Genomic DNA, 20,001 nt, shown 5'->3' with positions numbered 1-20,001 from the left:
GACCTTGTATTTTTATAATGTTCCTAAATTTGTTCTTCCTAAAACTATTTTTCCTGAGATGTTTTCTTCTTCATCAACACAATTGTAGAGTGTACCCGTTGGATAAATAGAATTTAATTGAGTTAATGATGTAATGAATTGTGGTAATGCATCTTGCTTATTTTTGGTTTTATCCAATAAAAATTTCTTAAAATCACGCTCAAAATCCATTAAATCATTGTTTTTTCCAGTTGGAATGATATGGTCTTTTCGGTAACCAATCCAGCAGATTTTTCCTAAAATATGTGATGGAATTTCTTGTCGAATCACATCTTCAGCGTAGTTTCTAAAATCAACATCGGCAAAACGATAGGTGTAACCGGGTAAAACCACGCTGATTTTAAACGAGTAAGGATTGGGTATACAGCAATCTTCCGAACAATCGTCTACACAAATAGGCATATAATAGGTTTCATCAATTACTTCATCGGGATTGGGAACCAAAAGAAGGTGTTCTACTAGAAAAATTCCTTCATCGCTGAACTCTTCTTTGAAGAATTTTAGTAAGCTCAATATCGCTTCTTTGACTTCTTCTAAAGTCAGATAGAGTTTGTATTGGCGTGCAATAATCCTATCGGGATTGCTAATCTCATTAACAAATTCTGGATTAATGATGTGAAATGAATATTTATGCGTATCCGATTCAATTACTTCAAATGTGTCCATTACGGTATCTTGAAAAGCAATGCCATTGTCTCTGTTTTCAATAAGTTGATCAAATGCATGTTCGATTTCTTTTTCGCTGGTTTCGTAAATTTTCAAAATCGCAAAATACATTTCTTCCATGGCAGTTGATTGATTTGGATAATCTTCGGTAGCGGTAAGTATAATTTGATTGACGCTGTTTCGGATTCTCCAGCGGAAAAGATTGGGCAATGTGGCCGGACTCGGATCATAAATCTGAACAAACAAATTAGATAGGTTTTTTCTTTTGATTCCGCGTTTGCCTGTAAGCGGATTTGTATCGCCTTTGATTCCCAATAAACCCGCAATTCTGTTTTCCAAACCAGTAACATTGAATGTGTTCCACAAATTAGCAACCGGTTGTTTGTAATAATTAAAACCGCTCGCACGTTGGCTACTAATGGTGTCGTAATTGGTTAAAAAAACGGATTTATTTTGCAGTACAATTTCGTCTGATGATGAACCGTAAAGCGATTTCATTAAGAACGCATATTCCGCAAATCGTTCGGCAAATCGTGCAATAAGATGATCTTTTATTTGGTTTTGTCTTTTGATGGTAGCATCTAAATGACTAAAAAGTGCTTCGTCGAGCTCTTCTTGAGACGATTCCAGATACTTGTCGTTGGCAATTTCATCAAAACCAGTCATATCAGTAATTACTTGTGTGAAATAAGTACTGGGTAATTCGTTGTTGATGGAAAGCAATTCTTTTACGTTGCTCAAATGTTTGAAGTAACTCGCCAAAATCTGATCAAAAAACAATAAATATCCTTTGAGTTGTTTGGCTTTGGCTTTGCGTTCTGGGCTGGCAGATTCGGTTAAACCGATTTCTCCAATACCATAATTTTCTGTAAAATTGTTGGTAATGCTAGTGTACGAATCCGATTCGGTTACTTTGCCCATCGGAATTTTAATTTCTCTGTTCTCCGCGGCTTTTTTTTGCGAATACGCCAAATCTTCTTTTAAGTCGGCTAAGTATTTTTTTGCTTTGATTTTGTTTACGGTAACAGGTAAAATCCCTTTGCTGAAATTCAACGTGCTTTTATGACAAAGTGTTGGTTTTTTATTGGTCGGAATGCACAAATTCCACACACTTCCTTCTGATTCTATCGCTTCACAATTATTGAGAGCTATGTCTTTGATGACGGTAACGCCTTCCACATTCATTATGATTTGCATGATGTCTGAAAGACGTACTTCGGTTCGTAAAGAGGAATCTTTGAGTTCAGTAGTATCGATGAAACCATTATCCAAAAACGGACCTTCAAAAATTTGATCACTTGTGTATCCTTTTTCAAACATTTCAGCCAATGAGTAATACTTAATCGTTGGTGATAAGTATTTTTCGAGTTCTAAAGTGATGAGTGCGTGAACGTATTCTTCGTCGGCTTCAGGGTCAATTTCAATCAATGCGCAAACGGCTACCGGTTGAATTTCAACTTCTTTTACTTCTAGCAAGTCTTCGCACAGATTTCGATGTTCGTGGAATTTGGCAATAATTTTATTTTTTAACACCTCTTTTTCAGCGTCATTTTCTACATCAAAATCAACCAAAATGTTATAATAGCCTTTGATTTCAGTTTCTTTGATGAAGGCGTCTAAGGTGTCAATAAAGTCTTCTTTTTTGAGTGAAATTTTTCCTTCTTTGCAATTTACATACAGTGTTTTGGTGGCTTTTTGTAACCAGCAATTTTTGATGCTTTTTGGATCAATATCGATGATGAGTTTTCGGTAATCAAGAGTAGTAACCGACTGTGTAGGTAAAATTTCAGCAGCTGTAAAAAACTGTTCATCAATTGGGCTCGAAGTATTGCTTAGTAAATCTTCGATAGGCAAGTTGATGCGCATTCCCAAGTCGGTAATCGCATAACAAAGCACTTCCAAAATAGTAATACCTGGATCATGAGTGTTGTAGTCAGTCCAAAATTGACTTCCCAACGATTCAATGTATTCGATTCCTTTTTTTCTAAGGAAATCAAAGTTCATATCATCATTAGAACTGATGTTTTTTGGGATGCTGATGTGTTGGTTTACAGTTGACATTCTTCTTTGGGTTCAATAGATTTAACACTACATTCTTTGATATCGGTACTTATAAAATGACTTTTAGCCGATACTAAAATTGATTTTGGGTCGGATGGAACCGCTTCTTTGTCGGTCAACGAACCGTTTTTAAGCAGTTTTACATCTTGCAGGTAATCAACATAGCCTAATTTTTCTAAATAATTAATCAGTGAACTGCTGTGAATGCTTACTCCAAATGTGATGGGAATACTTTTATCAAAAGCCCAAGGCGATAAAAATTTGGTAATATCAGTATTGAGTTCTTGCGAATAAAAGTTTTCATCGTAACCCGATTTGAATTTTACTTTTAAATCAACGGTTACTTCCTCGTAATTCGGATTGATTACAAAAGTGGTTACGTGCATGGAGTTTAGTTGATCAATATGTTCTTTTACTTTGTTGAGTGTTGCCGTGCTTACTCGCGGTTGGTAGATGTCAAAAACATTTTTGTTTACCGTGTCCGGAATCACCACAATTGTGACATTTCCTGGTGATTGGTACGAGTTTTCAGATGTGTGATTGAGGCATTTTACTTTGTACAATTCTGGGAATTCTTGTAAAATAATGTGCTCGTAATCCCACATAGTTACTGCTCTGTTTTTGTGACGAAGGCGTTCGCTAATTCTTCTGTAATAATCCTGACTCGATTCTTCGCCTTTGTAACCAAAACTATTGTACGGTTGTGTAACTGATTTGACATTGCTCAGTCTTTGAACCAATTTGGAAATGGTTTGCGCTTCAATTCCGGTTTTTAAATGCGATAAATCATTCGAATTATTTTCGAAAGTGGCTAAAACAGCTTGCGCATGGATTCCGGTTATTTTGCAAACCACATCGTATTTTTTGTGCATTTTTGCTTTTAGCCAAATGTAATTTTTCGGTAGGCGAGTATTGGTTTGAGTTGCTTCTTTGGGTAAATTGAATTTCAAGATTCCCGATTGCAATAAATTGTCGGTTTCGTTCAATAAGATGTCAGAATATTCTAAAATGCGCCATTCGTTATTTCCTAAAACCGACCATTCTATTTTTTGTTTTCCTGTAAATGAAGGAGTCAAAGGGTTTTCGCTGCCTTCCAATACTTGAAAAAGTAAAGTGATTTGTTGTAGTTCTTGTACGTTTTCTAAACCGATGAAGAGTTCTCCGCCTTTGCAATAGGTTGGAATTAAATAGGAATTGGTATCGGTTACATACTCCAAATTGGATTTTAAAAAACTGTGTTCTTCAGAATAACCAAAAGGATGAATATGAAACAATTGAGCTTCGTTTTCGGTGTAAATTTCTTCTATAGATTTCAATCCAGATGCCACAAAATTTGTGGTTTCGGATGCCGAATAACTCAGTGTTAAACTCTCAACCAGAGGTGTATAAGGTTCATTTGGAATTACTACATTTTTATCTTCACTAGAAAGTGCTAACGCATAGGTTTTGCTGTACAAATTGTGTAGAAAAGAAGAAGATAATGTTAATTTTAGTTGACCGTTTTTTTCTGTAATGAAATTGGAATTGTTAACGGTAAAATTAGTTTTGAAAGGATTGCTACTTGAAAACAGGTTAGTCACTGAGCCATAATTTTGCCAAGTGTTGTTGGATAGAATGGATAACTTATATTTGAAATAGTCGTTAGAAGTAACAATTCCGCCGACACTATTAAAAGTAGTTCCGTTTTTTACCACCACACTATCCTTAAATTTATTTACGCTGATAGTGTCAATTGAGGTTGATTTGTAGGCTTTGTAATGCTCAACAAAATTGGAAGGGGTATTTTTCCAAAGAACATCTATATTAATCGAGTTCCAGTGCTTAGCAAACAATTCATTGTACTTGATGTAGAAGTTCGAACCTACAACAGGTTGAGTTGAAAATGGGAAAAATGGTTTTGCGGCATTAAGCGTTCCGTTGTCGTTTTCCAAAACTGCATTTTGTATGTTTTGCACATCGACTTTGATGGTAATGCTCACTAATTTGTTTTCGGCTAATGATTTGTAGGCATCGTATCCATTAGATGTAGAAGTGTCTAAATAGAATTTGGCAACAGGTAATTCAGTTGAAAATTCTTCTCCGTATATTTTAGAATTATAGCCAGTTATCGCATCTACATTTTCGTCCAATTGAAAAGCTATTTTCATTGTTTTTCCGCTCACCGATGTAGCATAACTTCCACCTGATACTGCTATTGATGTTGCAATTTCAGCTACATCAACCCATTTTTTTGCCGATGTCAATTGAATGCTCAAGCAATCTTTTATAATGTCTGGAGTTAGAATTGATATGTTTTTATCAAAAGTGAAACTCATTTCTACACTGCGTTTTCCTTCAGCTAATGATAAGATAGGTGAAGCAATGGCGAAACCCAGAGTTGCGTTGGGTAATTCAGTTGGAAAACTGGAGTCGTTGGTGTAACCAAAAGGCCACCATTGGGTGTTTTCGTCAGGAAATGCTTTTCCTAATCCATCATACGAATTCGCAATCGGACTGGCTACTATTTTTTTTCCAGTCACATCGTTGTATACGTTTTTTAAGGATGTAACGGTAGTTTTGTTGGCTATGAGTTCATCGTTAGAATAATAAGTTCGTGTTTTCCCAGTTGCATCTTTTCCGCCATCAAAACCTGTTTTTGCCTCTATTTTTTCCTGAGTTGCATTTTTAGCTAACTCAAAAATCATATATACTTTATCAGGTGTGGCAGGTAATTTATCAATTTTTAAAATTTGATTATAGTAAAAATCAAGGTGTCGTCGCGTTAAGTCATTGTATCTTTTTTTGCTGTTTTCCAACAACATTAAAAAGGTGATGAATAACGTTAAGTGAGGTGTTATTTCGTTTTCTGTTTTGCTTTCTTCAATCAAATCAACTAAATCCTTTTTGATTCGGTCTAATTTTAATTGATCATCAACCGTCGGGTTTTTTTCGTTCAATTCAAAAAAATCAAAAAAAGCTTTCCAATCACCAGCAGGAGTTTCAGGGTTTGATGTTTCGTAATAGTTTACGTATTGTGAGAAATTATGAGCAAATAAAATCCAATCGGTTATCTCAAAATCATTAAGTTTGGTATTCTCAGGTTGTAACGCACTGATGTACCGCTGCTTTTGATCGCTGCCGTTGGATGTTAAAACACTTACTATAGTACTGCAATTACTCATTTGTTACAATTTATAAATCGGTTCCTTCTTGTTTGTAGAATGGATATACCATGTTAATTCTCGAATTGGTTGCTCGGACTTTAAAATCAATCAAGACTAATAATTCGCCACTCAAATCATCACCTTGAGTAATATCAATTTTTTCGACATCAATTCTAGGTTCGTGATAGAGTATGGCTGTTCTAATCAATTCGGAAACAAAGGTTTTCAGCGTACGATTCAACGGATTAAACAAAAGTTCATCCATATTGCAGCCGTATTTGGGTTGCATGATGCGTTCACCCACTTTAGTAGAAAGTAAAATTTCCAAGCTGCTTTTAATGTCGTCTTCATCAGTTAACATAGTTACTGCCTTTGTTTTTTCTTTAAATTCTGGAGGGAAACTCCATCCAATACCTAAAAATGCTTGTTTATTTTCCATAGTTAACCAATTAAAACAGTGGGTAATCCAGCGATTATTGAACCGCCATGTGAAGTTGAATCTCCCATTCGTGCGGCAGGTTTTCCTCCGATTAATACGGTTGCCGATCCTACAGCAATGGTATCTGGCGGACCTGTACATGTGGCCATATCGCCAACACGAGCAGCTGGAGTTCCTCCAATAAGAACCGTTGGTTCTCCGGAAGGTAGTATTGGTCCGCCCACATGGGGTACAGTTCCTGTTACCATAGGGCAAACGTGCATATCTGTAATTCGTGCGGCTGGTGCTCCCATAATTTAGTTTATTTGTACAACACTTCCTTTTAAAACAGCGGTAGAGCTCGATGACATTTCAACTCCGCCATTTCCTTCGGCTTTGAATTGAGCATTGGCTTTGATGGAGACATTCGTTCCTTCTATAGTGACATCTCCAGAAGCAATTAATTCAATATTCCCGGCGCTTTCCATTTTTATACCAGCACTGTCAATAGTGATTACATTCGAATTTTCATCTTCAATTACAATCACACCTTGATCTTCGTCGAGGGTTATTTTTTTTCCGGCTGGAGTTTCAATTCCGATGGATTTTTTTTCATCATCAAACACTACTTTCATTTCGCTTCGAGTGACAATTCCTTTCTGATGATTATCATCGGATGCCACAATTGGAGCTGGTTTTCCGCTGCTGTGAAGCATTCCTAAAACGATGGCATTATTTGGGTCTTCGTTGACAAAACCAACGATGACTTCGTCTTCAATTTCAGGTCTAAAAAAGATGCCTCTGTTTTCTCCAGCATCGGGCGAAGCTACTCGGCACCAAATGCCTTGTTCTTCGTTGTTGATGATGGGAATTTTAACCAAAATGCGATCTTCGCCGTTGGGATCTTCTTCCAATTGCGAAACAATGCCAACATGTAATCCTTTGATGGCAGGTAGAATTCCCGAACCTGTTGGAGTATGAATGTCATAGGTTTCTGAAAACCACTCTGGGTTCAGTCCAAATTGAGCATCAATCGTCCAATTTCCTTCTGTTATTTCGTGAAAAACTCCTGTTATGTATGCTTTTCCGTTGAATCGATCACCAACACCTTCAAGAGTAATGATGGTATTGGGTTTTACCGCTGGAATACCTTGAAATTTTACTCTTCCGCGAATTTTAGAAAGTTGTTGAAAGAGTAATTTGGCATCGGCCCAATCTTGAAGTTCGACTTCAGTTATGGTTCCGCCGTGTCGCAATTCTAAATTTTCCAATTCAATTATTCCAGCTAAATCAGAAGAAGTGAGATTACCGTTCAGACTCACACTCGGATCTTTGGCTTCAATTTCAACTAATTCTTGATTAGTATAATCCCAACTGTACGAAGACACTTTAGAGAATTGATTTCGAGCGTCCATTTCGGCATCAAAATCCAATAATGTGGCGCCAAAAGTTACCGTTTCGACCGATGATGACGTTACATCAGGCTTACCGATTTTAATTTTTCCGTTTTCAACAAAGCAAAGCTTTCCATTGGCTTGAGCACGCGACACTATAAAATCCCAATCGGAAGTGTTGTATTGAACCAGTTCTTTGTGACTAAAATTGGTAGCTTCTACGTCTTTCTCCAATCCGTAAGTGTCAATTATTTCCTCAAATGCTGCGCTGTCTTTAACATCATAGAAGTATTTGCTTTTTCTTCCGATGGTTAATTTTACCGCTTCATCTTTACATTCGATAATTAACAAAGAAGCACCTCCTTTAATTTTTATTGAATGTTTGATGATTATGCCTTTGTAAATGGTTTCTTCATCGTTGTGATAACCCGCAGTAATTTCAATTTTTTTACCTGGAATCAGTAATTCTTCATTACTCAATTTAAAATCTCGTTCCGAAGCTTCTCCATCTACTAAAACAATTTGAGCCATAGGAATGCGGTTGACTTCGTTTTGCACCACAATACTTTTTACTTGATAAGTTTTGGATAATTCCTCGCCTTCAATTAAAAGTTTGTGCGTTACTAAATCGGCACTCTGACTGGTTTGTATGACTCCACTATTGTTCATTTAAGATTGTTTTTGGAGAGGTGGAAAAAAAATCTTTTGCCCTGTTTTTAATTTTCTAAAATTGACAATGTTATTGGCTTTGGCTACTTCGAGGTAGTATTTTGAATCTCCGTAAATCTGAAACGTCATCAGAGGTAAAGTATCGCCTTCTTTTACAATACGATGGTGTGTTAAATCAGGCGATTTATTGTTCTCTTTTGCGGCTCTTAAATCATCTTCAACAAAACCTTGAAATTTAGCTTTTGCAACTGCTCTGACCGGAGTTCCATCGGGTTTAAAAAGCTTGAATTCAACATCCATTTCGGTCAACGAACCTTTAAAGAGTAATGTTCCCCAAGAAATGATTAGGTAATTGGGTTTGTGCTCGTCGCCATTGTAATCCAAAATGACTTTTTTGAATTTTTCAATATCGTCAATAATGCCATCGTCAGAACTTTCGTAACCGTTGATTACTCCAGAGCGATCAAAAACAAAGTCGAGTTCCAAATTTTCAGGTAATTTTTTACTGAACTTCGGAGAAACCGTACTCGTTCCAGCTGCTTGAGTGTCATCCGCTTCTATTTTATAGTGATAGGTGTACTTTTCTGGATTCATCAAAGTAGAAAATTCACCATCGGCAATTTTGTTATTAAATGCCGGGTCACTATAAGCTACCACTTTCAATTTTTCTAATTCTCCAGGCATGGCTTAGCGTTCTTTTTTACGTTCGATAATTTTCAGTACTTGTTCCACACATTCAGCAACAGCATCTTCACTTTTGCCTTTTGTTGCGGATGGAGAAGCTGAGGGTTTGGATCCTTCGTTCACATTAATTTTGATGTGAAGTTCTTTTATTTCAATGGGCATACTAACTCTTAATTAAGGTGAAATAATTGTAAGTGAGTTCGAAACTTTCTACTACGAGTTTACTTTCTTCAGCATTAAAATCTTCTACCGACCATTTAATTGGATAAGCATGAACGACATTCCAAGAAATCAAAGGTTGGTGTTCTTCGTTGAGCAATTTGACGGTAAGATTCACTGGTTTGAACGAGAAATTTTCAATCGCATCACGGCACCAATCAATAACTGCAGAATCAATCAACATTCCTCTTTTTAATGTCAAATTGGGATATTTTGTTTTGACAGGAAGTTTGTGTTTGAATCTGTTTTCTCCACCTTCGGCAATTTCTTCGGTTTCGATATCAACAGATAAACCGGATACCGATTGAAATTGATGGTCTTTTTCTTGCGATCCAAGACCTTCAAATTCAACTAAAAAGTGAAAACCAACAGGTGGATAATAATTAGCCATGATTAGTCATTTTGGATGGATAGACCTTCGTGAACAAGTTCCATAGATTCGATTGCAACTTCGTTTCCATCTGCCTTCAAGTCGGTCGATTGAACTTTAGTTGGCCAAGCATTTTTAACTTTCCATGTGATTACGGGTTCGTGTTCTTCGTTGAGCAATTTGATGGTAATGTCTCTACGTTCGATAGTATTTAATTTCACCGTATTCCACCAAGCATAGTATTCGTTATCACTTTTAAAAGTGCCTCTTTTCATGGTGATGTTGGAGAATTTTTGCATGCCAGGCATTTTAATTTTGCTGTATTCTGGACTTGCGCCTTGACGGTATTCGATTACTTCGGTTTCAACATCCAAACCTGAAACTTCTGTAAAACCTATTTTTGTTCCACCCCAGTCAACTGAGAAATGAAACTTTGGTAATGGATAACTCATGATGTGTATTTTTTACGTTGATATTAATTAAGATTCTTGCATTTTGTGAGAGAAACGAAGGATGATGAACTCAGCCGGACGAACTACTGCCATTCCGATTTCAATAATCATTCTGCCTTCTAAAATGTCTAAGGCCGACATGGTTTGACCTAGTCCAACTCGAACATAAAATGCTTGTTCTGGTTTTGCACCCGCCAAAGCACCTGCTCTCCATTGCAGAATTAAAAAGTTTTCAATCATCGCTCTAACTCTGATCCAAGTATTGGCATCATTAGGTTCGAATACAAATTGCTCAGTTGCTTTTTTGATGGATTCTTCGGCCATATTGAAGAAACGACGAACCGGAACATAACGCCATTCGTTATCGTTTCCAGCGAGAGTTCTTGAACCCCAAACTAGTGTTCCTTTACCTGTAAAACTTCGGATGGCATTGATGGATTTACCACCAACGGTATCAATATTTAAGTTGTCTTGGTCACCGTTTGTTATTTTTAAAGCAGGTTTCACAACATAGTTTACACCAACGTTAGCCGGAGCTTTCCATACACCTCTATTCGAATCTACTCGGGCATAAATTCCCGCCATAGCACTACTTGGAGGCAGTGTAATTGGTAAGTTAGAGATTTCTGCTTTTATTGCATTGTACGATTTATTGTCTAAACCTTCAATATCACCAAGGTAACGACCGTTCATAGCTCCGTTGTTGGTGTCTGTTGTTGTTACATTGTTGATTTCGTCTCTTATTGCTTCAACAAGTGTCACCATATCTTCAGTTGGTGTTGATTGATTAAAGACATCAACAGTTATAGTTAGACTATTATCTGGCAACTCAATAATTGAGTCAGTTGTTGCAGCTGGGACAGTAAATGACAATAATTTTCCAATTTCTGATATGACATTTGTAGTATTTGTTTTTACGTTTTGTGCCACTTTCAGATTGGTATTTGCAGCTTTTAATTTTGCAGTTAAATCAATTAAATTGCTGGTTACTTTTTCTATTTTATTAGCTCCTTCAAAAAGACCAGTAAAAGTGTCTAAAGCAGCTTGAAGATTATCTCCAGCTCCAGCAATTTCCTCAACAGAAGCAATGGCTGAATTTGCAGCATTTTTGATTTTTTCTTTGTCAGAAATAAGGCTGGTTAAATTGGTGGTTAATGTTTCTAAAAGTGGTGTGAAAGCAGCAGTCAAAGCTACCGTAAATGTTTCCGAACCTGTATCAGCATTGTTGTATCCGATCGGGCCATCATCTATGTAACTCAACACATCAGCAATACTACCTGAAATTAAATCGTTTGTTAAATCGGCGTCATCATCAGTAATTGAAATTAAGCTAGTGATTGTTGGTTGTATGGTTGCTAATGCATCCTCAACTTCTCCAAATGCTGTAGAAATTGCATCCGGAACATTCGTATAATGATTGATTAATATATCGCTTTCGTTGTATCTGTAATCCAAGATGGTTTCTAGATAAGGATAGTATGCAGCCCCATATTTTAGGTAATCTTTTTCCAAGGAAATTCTGTCTCTCAGCACCTCAGAATCATCTTCTATATCACTGCAAGTATGTGTGTCAATTATGGTGAAACGATCTTGCATATCATGGCATTGTGTTAATGCATCACCATACAAAGCATAAAAATCTACTTCACTTAATGCTTTTGCATCTGGGAATAAAATCAATGTTGGTTCGTCTTCACTTTCTAATAGTGTTAATCCATCAGATAAATCACCAAAGAGTACCGAGTTTTCATTACCATTACTATCTTCGTATTTATTGACAGAAACAATATAACATGGTCCACCACCATTTGCAAAATACATTTGTAATGCGTAATACATCAAAAAAGGTTTTGGACTACTCGGTTGATTGACTACGATATTTCGCTCGGTAACGACATTGTCAGTGACAACATCTGTAATTTCAACAGAAATGGAGTCTTCGGGATAAGCAAATCCAAAATAAGTTTCAAAATCAAGCAGCGAAGTGATGCGCGTTGGAACTCTATCCAAATCATTTTCAATTTTTTTGGTGGCTTTTTCAGTATAGCCAATAAAAGCAGGAATTGCTGTTTCTACCTGTGCCACCGATGGAGGAAACTTTACGATTTCCTCAACGTATACTCCAGGCGTTTTGTAAGTTGTTGCCATAATTGATTGTTTTTAATTATTAAATAAATATTTCCGAATAGTAATCACTATTGATTTTTATGATTGATTTTACTGATGGATTGGGATATTGATTTTCTGCAGGTTCAGCAGGAGTGAAGTCAGTTAACGGATCAATTTCAACAAACCCAGAAAAGGTAAGTGGTTTTGAAGAGTTGGTTTCAACTTCGGTTGCATCTTTTCTATTAATGTATTTCCAAATGGTTTTTCTGTTGTCAAAATGGATTAAAAACTCTTTAGTAGGAGCACTAATCTTATTTTGATTAGTTAAAATGCTGCTCGCTAAATCATGTCCAGTCATCGCAATGGATAGGATTCCAAAAAGGCCTCTTGATTCGGCTGCTTCAAAATCGGGATACAGGTTGTTTGATTCTTCTTCTGAAGCTAAAAAGTCGTCAGAAACAAAGATGTTGTCTGTGAGCAATGGAATGTAATTAAAGCCTACTGGGTTAAAAACTTGTTTTACTGGATTAGGATCAGGAATTGGCTCATTGTATTCAATTCTGAGTGGAATTGCATTGCCGAAATAGAAAAGTTGATTGGACGAAAAAGATAAATCCGTGTAATTTTCAAACTGATAATCGTTAATTTTCATAGTAAAAATTAATTCTAAATCGGTTGGAATCTCAATAAATGGGTCAAGATTATACAAAGGATCGTTTTCGTCCAGTTGTTTTACTTTAGCGTAAATTCTAAAACCAGTTTTGGTTTTTTTGAATTGCATTTTATAATTCTTCAAAGTCTTTTGGGTTGAAATACAAGGACTTATGCTAATAAAATTTTCGTGATCATATTTTGAAAGCATTTTTTGTTTTTCTTCACTGGTCATGCTCCCAAAAACAGATTCACCATCATTTAGAAAGTAATTATGAAATACAGTAACTTCAAAAAGGAGGCTATATGAATATTCAAAACTCATAATAATTACTCAGATTTAGTTATACCTTTTACTTGATTAATTAAGCTTCCTTCGCCTTGAGCAATATTTCGCTCAATTTGAATCATACTCACTTTGTAAAGTGCCGATGGAAGTTGTTTGCCACCCAAAGTTCCCCAGATGTAATTCAATTCTTCGAAGGTTGGTGTGTACAGTTCAACTGTGAATCGAAAATTATCGATGTTACTCATGGCGGTATTATTTCGGTTGTAAATTGTGTTGGCTTGAGTAAACAACTTTTTACCTTGAAAAAACTCAATAATTTTAGAAATATCGTTGAGTGAATTAATATATATGGTTCTGTTGGCGCTAAAAAGTAGGTACAGATTTAGATTGATGACACTATTTTTATAAACTGTTTTCGAATTTTCTATCGAATGATTTGGGAAATTTTTCAGAGTAGACTCTTCGTCTAAGTTAATCATGGTAAGTGCTACTTTGTCTTCCAGATTTTCCGCAACCGTTTCGTTTTGTGATTCTAAAAAAGCAATGTTTTCAGGCACCACTGTTTTCTCCAATCCAATCTCGAAAAGATAGTTGTTTACTTGTTCCGAAATTATTTGAATCACTTCAAAAATCATCTTAGAGGTTCGTTTTGATTAGCTACCAAATTTACATCTCAAATTAGGTATCAAAACAGAGTTAAAACCTCCAAATTTGCTCAGGAAAAACACGGTTATTGCTTAAGGAAAATAGCTTTTATTCTTAGAGAAATTCCCTTAAGAAATACAATTAAAAAAACCATCAAACTATTGATTAGATTGATGGTTTATTATGAAAATAGATGATGAGTTATTTAAAGCAAATCGGAATGATTTCGCCTTTGGCTAAGCAGTATTTTTCTACTAATTCGGGAGTGATTTTTGAAGTATAATCTTCCTCTGTTACTTTGAAACCAATGCTTCTTAATTTGTCAAAATAATCTCTTCCGTAGACGCGAACGTGATCGTATTGACCAAATATTTTGGCACGCTCTTTTTGATCCGTTATAGTATCGTCTGAAAATGTGGTTGCTCTTGATAAGTCTTGTGGAATTTGAAAAATCCCCATTCCACCTGGCTTTAAAACTCGATACAATTCTTGCATGGCTTTGGTATCATCTGGAATGTGTTCTAAAACGTGGTTGCAAAAAATAATATCGTACGAGTTGTCTTCAAAAGGCAAATTGCAAATATCGGCTTTGACATCGGCCAAAGGTGATAGTAAATCGGTAGTAGTATAATCGATATTGGTTTGCTTTTTAAAGCGTTTGTAAAATTCTTGTTCAGGAGCAAAATGCAGTACTTTCTTTTTTTCTTTTGAAGTAAAAAAATCGGTTTCATTTTGCAAATACAACCATAATAATCGATGTCTTTCTAATGAAAGTGTGCTGGGAGAAAGTACATTGTTGCGTTGATTTCCGTAACCGTAGGGCAAAAACATTCGGAAGCTTTTTCCATCAATTGGATCGGTAAAACGATTTCCTTTTAATAGAAATGCTAAAATTGGGCGCACCACTATACTCAGCCGAATTAATATTGGTCGAGGAATAGTGTTTAATATTAACTTGAATAGTTTTTTCATTTTTATTTTTACCACAAAGGCACAAAAGAAAATTTAAGTTTTTACTAAATGACTAAAGGCTGTTTTCTAAACTCATCTTCTTCATTACTGACAATTCCCAAAGCATCATAAATGTATTGGAAAGTGGATAAAATTTCGGGTTTCCCGTCAATTAAAGCTACATCGTGTTCAAAATGAGCGCTTGGTTTTCCATCGGCAGTCAAAATCGTCCAACCGTCTTTCAACTGCTTGATGTTTTTGGTTCCCATGTTAATCATCGGTTCAATCGCAACAACCATGCCTTCAACAAACAATTTTCCTCTTCCTTTTTTACCATAATTGGGCATTTCTGGATCTTCATGCATTTTTCTGCCTAAACCATGGCCAACTAATTCACGAACTACACCATAACCATGACTTTCACAGTATTTCTGAATCGCATTACCAACATCTTCTACACGATTCCCAATTTTAAACTCACGAATACCAACGTACAAGCTTTCTTTAGTCACTTGAAGTAATTTTTTTACTTCTGGCGCTACTTCTCCAATTTCAAAACTGTAGGCGTGATCGCCATAAAAGCCGTTTTTCAAAACACCACAATCAACCGAAATCACATCGCCTTCTTCTAAAGGTTTTGCATTCGGAATTCCGTGAACAACTTGTGCATTCGGACTCATGCACAACGAATTAGGGAAACCATAAAGTCCTAAAAAACCTGGAACTCCTCCATTGTCTCTGATGAATTCTTCAGCTAATTTATCCAATTCAAGAGTCGTAACTCCGGGTTTGATGACTTTGGCTATTTCTCCTAATGTTTTAGAAACCAACAATGCACTCTCACGCATTAATTCAATTTCTTCTCGTGTTTTTGGTATGATCATTTTTTGTAAATTCAGAGTGCAAAAATAGTGAAAAGTGTTCAGTATTGCATTATTCATTTTTGGAATTTGTTTTTTCTAATTTGGAATTTCTCCATTTATGAGTTTTGTCATATTTTATGATAATTTCACATTCTAACTTTGCATAAAATTCAAAAGGTATGAGTAAATATGTTTCCGCAGCAGAAGCTGTAAAAGTAGTAAAATCAGGCGATAGAGTATATCTTCAAGCCGCAGCCGCAGCGCCAACCGTATTGGCAAATGCATTAACCGAAAGAGCTTCAGAACTTCGTAATGTAGAAATTTGTCACCTTCATGTCGAAGGCGAAGCCCGATACGCCAATCCTGACTTGGCCGAAAGTTTTCACGTAAATTCGTTTTTTATTGGTGCCAATGTACGTCATACTTTAAAAGCAGGAAATGGTTCGTATACACCTGTTTTTTTGAGTGAATTGCCGTATTTGTTTCGCAAAAATGTGGTTCCACTTGATGTGGCGTTCATTCATGTTTCGCCTCCGGATAGTCATGGTTATTGTTCATTGGGAGTTTCAGTTGAAGCCACAGTAGCAGCGATTGAAAACGCTAAAATTGTAGTAGCACAAGTCAACCCACAGATGCCGCGTACTTTTGGAGATGGAATTCTACACGTTTCTGAAATTGACTATTTGGTTGAGGTTGATGAGGCAATTTATGGTCACGAACCGGTTCCGTTTACTGCCGAAGAAGAAAAAATAGGTGGATTCATCGCTTCCTTAATTGAAGACCAAAGTACGTTACAAATGGGAATTGGTTCAATACCCAATGCGGCGTTAAGTAAATTGAAAAATCACAAAGATTTAGGTTTACACACTGAAATGTTTTCGGATGGTGTCATTGATTTAATCGAAAAAGACGTCATCAATTGTAATTATAAAGGAACCTTGCGCGGACGCGTTTTAGCCACATTCTTGATGGGTTCGAAACGCTTGTACGATTATGTAGATGACAATCCATTTTTTGAAATGAAAGAATCGTCTATGGTGAATGACACAGCGCGTATTCGTAAAAACCCAAAAATGGTGGCAATTAATTCAGCTATTGAAGTTGATGCAACCGGACAAGTTTGTGCGGATTCTATTGGTCCGAATATGTTTTCGGGTGTTGGCGGACAAATGGATTTTATTCGAGGTGCATCATTGAGTCCGGGTGGAAAAGCCATCATCGCATTACCATCGATTACCAAACGTGGCGAAAGCAGAATTGTTCCGTATTTAAAACAAGGCGCTGGAGTGGTAAGTACAAGAGCGCATGTTCACTATATTATTACCGAAAATGGTATCGCCGATTTATACGGAAAAACTTTGCGTCAACGTGTGACAGAATTGGTTAAAATTGCGCATCCCAATCATCAAGAAAGTATTGAACGACAGTACTACGAAATGTTGAATAATTATAAGTAGTAATTTTTTCAATTGCCACTGGCTTTAGCTAGTGGCAATTGAATTATAAGTCGGGATTGGCCATGATTTTAAACAACTCGGCATTCGAAATGAAGTAGCGATTTTCCATACTCAGTTGCGAAAGTTGTGCGCTGACTAAATTGTTTTCCCTCGAATTAATCAAAAAAATCGAACTTTCTCCAAACGAAAATAAGCGTTCTTCGGAGTTCAACATTACTGAATAATCATTGACTAAATCACCAATTAACTGACGTTGGCGCTCCAATGAATTGATCTCGATTTGTTGCGCGTTTATTTTATTCGTCAGTTGAACTTTCTGTAGATTCAACTCGTATTGTGTGTCTTGAATTTTGAATTGTACTATTTTTAAACTTCCGCGTTCTTTTCTTAGAAAAATCGGAAAGCTAAAATTGACACCCACTTTATAATTGTTGAAATCTGTGGTTGAAAAGGCATTCGGTTCGGATAAATAATGATAGCCTAAGTCGATTTTGGGCAATAATTGATTGGCTTTGAGTTTGCGTTCGACTTCCAAAATTCCGATTTTACTTTCTAATGCATCAATTTTTGGGTGATTGTCTAATGATGGATTCGCCAACATCAAATCGTTGGTACGCAACGTTTCTTTGATGGTTTGTTCTAAATTTTCCTCGGGAATTATAGCGTCTTGCAATTCTAACGGGACATTATTTTCCAGCCATAAAAAATTTGACAATTCCAGTTTGGCTTTGGTTAATTTCAATTGGGAATCTTCTAAACTCAGTTTTCGGTTGCGTACGATGATTCCGGCTTCAACACTGTCAATTGCTGGTTTGTCGCCGTTTTTAATTAATTCGGCAACTCCGTTGAAACGAATTTCAGCGTTCTTCAGATAGTTTTTATACAATTCGACCTCATTGTAATTTCGTTTCCAATTGAAATACGCTACCGAAGCATCGTACAATACTTCAATAGCCTGTAACTTTCGTTCGGCTTCGCTCAACTGAATTTGAATTTTGGCTTTGCGCAAATCGGCCATTCGTTGATTGATCAACAACCCTTGACCAACGGGAACGTTGATTCCCAACGAAGTCAATCCTTGGTTAGGTAAAGTGTTTTGCGGATTTACGTAGATTCCTTCGCTGTTGTCAAATCCGGCTTTGACTTCAATTCCGTACCAAGTTGGAATTTTAAAACTGCTGTTGAGCAACGAGTAATATTCTTTGTCTTTGAATTGTTTTTGATCAAAATCGACTTCAATTTTTGGGTCAAAACCACCGCGTGCCATCATCAAATTGGCTTGTGCGCTGTTGACTTGCAAGTTGGCGCTTTTTACCAAAGGATGGAATTTCTTGACATAACCTAAATATTCATTGTAGGTCAGTACATTGGAGTTTTGTGCTGAAACCCAAGTGGTGAATAGTATAAAAAAGAGTGTTTTAAAATTCATTTTTTGTTGCCTTTTGATTGTTTTCTAACCCTGATGGGAGTAATCCGCCTAGGCGGAGACGGACAGCAGGAAAATGGATTACAAGAATGCCCAAGCCTTTGCTTCGCCAGTTCGTTTTCGCTCGGGTCGTTCAAAAAAAAAAATCATTTCTTCTCTGCTGTTGCTTTATTTTGTGGTTGATAATAATTAGGTGGAAAACCGTTGAGAGTTCGCCACAATTCAAACCAAACCGGAACGTTTTCGAGCAAAGCCAACGTTTGTGCACCCGAACCAATACTGACTTGTTTTGGCCAAGGTGCTTCGTTTTCATCGGGAGCAATCAGTACTCTGAATTTGCCATTCGAACTGATGAAATTTTCTACCGCAACAATTTTACCACCAAAAGTTCCGTAACTCATGTTGGGCCAACCCGAAAATACTATTGTCGGCCAACCGTCGAACCACACACGTACTTTTTCTCCTTTGTGAATGAGCGGCAAATCGGTTGGAGAAACAAAAGTTTCTACTGCAATGTCGTACTTAGCAGGCATGATGCTCACAATTTGAGTTCCTTCTTTAATGGTTTCACCAATTCCCGATTGCAAGGCACGGTTGACGTAGCCATTTTGGGGTGCTTTGATGTAATACAAACCATTTCTGATTTGATAATTCACGTATTGATTTTGCAATTTATTCACTTGTGCTTCAGTGTCGTACTGGCTGCTTAGTGCAGTATATTGGTCGCTTTTGGCTTTGGATGCTTTTTCGGCGTATTCGGCTGAGATGCGATTGACTTCAACTTTGGCGTTGATCAATTCGTTTCTACTGGCCAATAATTTGTTTTCTTGAGTGATGATTTTCGCTTCGACTTCTTGCAATTTCAAGCGCTTCTCTTCCACATCAGTCAAAGGTTTTAAGCCTTCTTTGTTGAGTGTAACCGAACGATTGAACTGTGTGGTTGCAATTTTGATTTGTGTTTTTACCGCTTCCAAATCCATACTGTCGCTTTTGACTTTGAGCAGTGATTGACGGATTTTATTTTTGGCTTGTTGCAGTTTCAAATCTTTTTCGTTTTCGATGGCAGCAATTTGAGTGGAAAGCGTGTTGACTTTGCTTCCGTATGATTGAACGGCCATTTTTTTGGCATCCACCTGACTTTTGGTATTGTTCACCAAATTGGGGTCGAAGTATTCTTCTTTGATTTCGGAAATGAACAAAATAGTGTCGCCTTTTTTGACGTAATCGCCTTCTTTGACGTACCATTTTTCTATTCTTCCCGCAATAGCAGAATGTATGGTTTGCGGACGCTGATCAGGCTTTAAAGTCGTAACTGCTCCTGAACCCGAGATGTTTTGTGTCCACGGCAAAAAGAAAATAATCAACACCATTATGGTCACACCGAGAATGATTCGGTTCAGGATTTTATAGTGCGGACGATGCGTCAAATTGCGCACCGAACTGAATTGTTCGATGTTTTCGGTAATCGGATTTTTTTTAGAAATGTTCAACATAA

At 36.7% G+C, this 20,001-nt stretch carries 17 protein-coding genes; 1 reads left to right on the top strand and 16 read right to left on the bottom strand.

Translation table 11 applies throughout. The features are described 5' to 3' along the window. Positions 1–12 precede the first annotated feature (12 nt). The 14 genes from VK161_RS14700 to map all read right to left on the bottom strand — a co-directional run bounded on the left by VK161_RS14700 (position 13) and on the right by map (position 15,644). Positions 13–2,766: a hypothetical protein gene (locus tag VK161_RS14700; RefSeq protein ID WP_324215549.1), complete on the bottom strand. Its 2,754-nt coding sequence runs from the start codon at positions 2,764–2,766 to the stop codon at positions 13–15. Then, positions 2,754–5,927 carry a baseplate J/gp47 family protein gene (locus VK161_RS14695; RefSeq protein ID WP_324215548.1) on the bottom strand — a complete coding sequence of 1,058 codons (3,174 nt, stop codon included), beginning with the start codon at positions 5,925–5,927 and terminating at the stop codon, positions 2,754–2,756. The genes VK161_RS14700 and VK161_RS14695 overlap by 13 nt, the downstream gene beginning before the upstream one ends. 10 nt (positions 5,928–5,937) lie before the next feature. Beyond that, positions 5,938–6,348, bottom strand: coding sequence for a GPW/gp25 family protein (locus tag VK161_RS14690; RefSeq protein ID WP_324215547.1), 411 nt, complete (start codon positions 6,346–6,348; stop codon positions 5,938–5,940). A gap of 2 nt (positions 6,349–6,350) precedes the next feature. Then, positions 6,351–6,641, bottom strand: a complete 291-nt coding sequence (locus tag VK161_RS14685) for a PAAR domain-containing protein (protein WP_324215546.1) — start codon at positions 6,639–6,641, stop codon at positions 6,351–6,353. A 3-nt stretch (positions 6,642–6,644) separates the two neighbouring features. Next, positions 6,645–8,390 (bottom strand): type VI secretion system tip protein VgrG, encoded by a 1,746-nt coding sequence (gene vgrG / locus VK161_RS14680; RefSeq protein WP_324215545.1) that lies wholly within the window; start codon positions 8,388–8,390, stop codon positions 6,645–6,647. Beyond that, positions 8,391–9,074, bottom strand: coding sequence for a LysM peptidoglycan-binding domain-containing protein (locus VK161_RS14675; RefSeq protein ID WP_324215544.1), 684 nt, complete (start codon positions 9,072–9,074; stop codon positions 8,391–8,393). It lies immediately after the preceding gene. Between the two features lie 3 nt (positions 9,075–9,077). Then, positions 9,078–9,236 carry a DUF5908 family protein gene (locus tag VK161_RS14670; protein ID WP_324215543.1) on the bottom strand — a complete coding sequence of 53 codons (159 nt, stop codon included), beginning with the start codon at positions 9,234–9,236 and terminating at the stop codon, positions 9,078–9,080. A 1-nt stretch (position 9,237) separates the two neighbouring features. Continuing rightward, on the bottom strand, positions 9,238–9,684 hold the full coding sequence (locus VK161_RS14665) for a phage tail protein (RefSeq protein WP_324215542.1): 447 nt from the start codon (positions 9,682–9,684) through the stop codon (positions 9,238–9,240). A gap of 2 nt (positions 9,685–9,686) precedes the next feature. Next, positions 9,687–10,115 carry a phage tail protein gene (locus VK161_RS14660; RefSeq protein WP_294924179.1) on the bottom strand — a complete coding sequence of 143 codons (429 nt, stop codon included), beginning with the start codon at positions 10,113–10,115 and terminating at the stop codon, positions 9,687–9,689. Between the two features lie 27 nt (positions 10,116–10,142). Further along, positions 10,143–12,263 (bottom strand): phage tail sheath C-terminal domain-containing protein, encoded by a 2,121-nt coding sequence (locus VK161_RS14655; protein ID WP_324215541.1) that lies wholly within the window; start codon positions 12,261–12,263, stop codon positions 10,143–10,145. Between the two features lie 19 nt (positions 12,264–12,282). Further along, positions 12,283–13,005, bottom strand: a complete 723-nt coding sequence (locus tag VK161_RS14650; protein WP_324215540.1) for a hypothetical protein — start codon at positions 13,003–13,005, stop codon at positions 12,283–12,285. A 200-nt stretch (positions 13,006–13,205) separates the two neighbouring features. After that, complete coding sequence (locus VK161_RS14645) at positions 13,206–13,799, bottom strand: DUF4255 domain-containing protein (protein ID WP_324215539.1); 594 nt, start codon at positions 13,797–13,799, stop codon at positions 13,206–13,208. A gap of 211 nt (positions 13,800–14,010) precedes the next feature. After that, a complete protein-coding gene (locus VK161_RS14640) occupies positions 14,011–14,781 on the bottom strand; it encodes a class I SAM-dependent methyltransferase (RefSeq protein WP_324215538.1) in 771 nt (256 codons plus the stop codon). 44 nt (positions 14,782–14,825) lie between these two features. Then, the gene (gene map, locus VK161_RS14635) at positions 14,826–15,644 is read right to left on the bottom strand and encodes a type I methionyl aminopeptidase (protein ID WP_324215537.1); all 819 of its coding nucleotides are present in this window, start codon (positions 15,642–15,644) and stop codon (positions 14,826–14,828) included. Between the two features lie 158 nt (positions 15,645–15,802). Here map and VK161_RS14630 point away from each other — a divergent pair, with 158 nt between their 5' ends. After that, complete coding sequence (locus VK161_RS14630; protein WP_324215536.1) at positions 15,803–17,080, top strand: acetyl-CoA hydrolase/transferase family protein; 1,278 nt, start codon at positions 15,803–15,805, stop codon at positions 17,078–17,080. 43 nt (positions 17,081–17,123) lie between these two features. On the opposite strand, the gene VK161_RS14625 is transcribed toward VK161_RS14630, so the two are convergent. Together VK161_RS14625 and VK161_RS14620 are read right to left on the bottom strand one after the other, a co-directional pair. After that, positions 17,124–18,509 carry a TolC family protein gene (locus VK161_RS14625; protein WP_324215535.1) on the bottom strand — a complete coding sequence of 462 codons (1,386 nt, stop codon included), beginning with the start codon at positions 18,507–18,509 and terminating at the stop codon, positions 17,124–17,126. A gap of 143 nt (positions 18,510–18,652) precedes the next feature. After that, positions 18,653–19,999, bottom strand: a complete 1,347-nt coding sequence (locus VK161_RS14620; RefSeq protein ID WP_324215534.1) for an HlyD family secretion protein — start codon at positions 19,997–19,999, stop codon at positions 18,653–18,655. Positions 20,000–20,001 lie beyond the last annotated feature (2 nt).

Origin of the sequence: Flavobacterium sp. (assembly GCF_035299245.1) — a bacterium.
In the GTDB taxonomy this organism is placed as follows: Bacteria; Bacteroidota; Bacteroidia; order Flavobacteriales; family Flavobacteriaceae; genus Flavobacterium.
The sequence above is the reverse complement of the archived record's forward strand: the minus strand, read 5'-3'. Positions and strand labels throughout refer to the sequence as shown.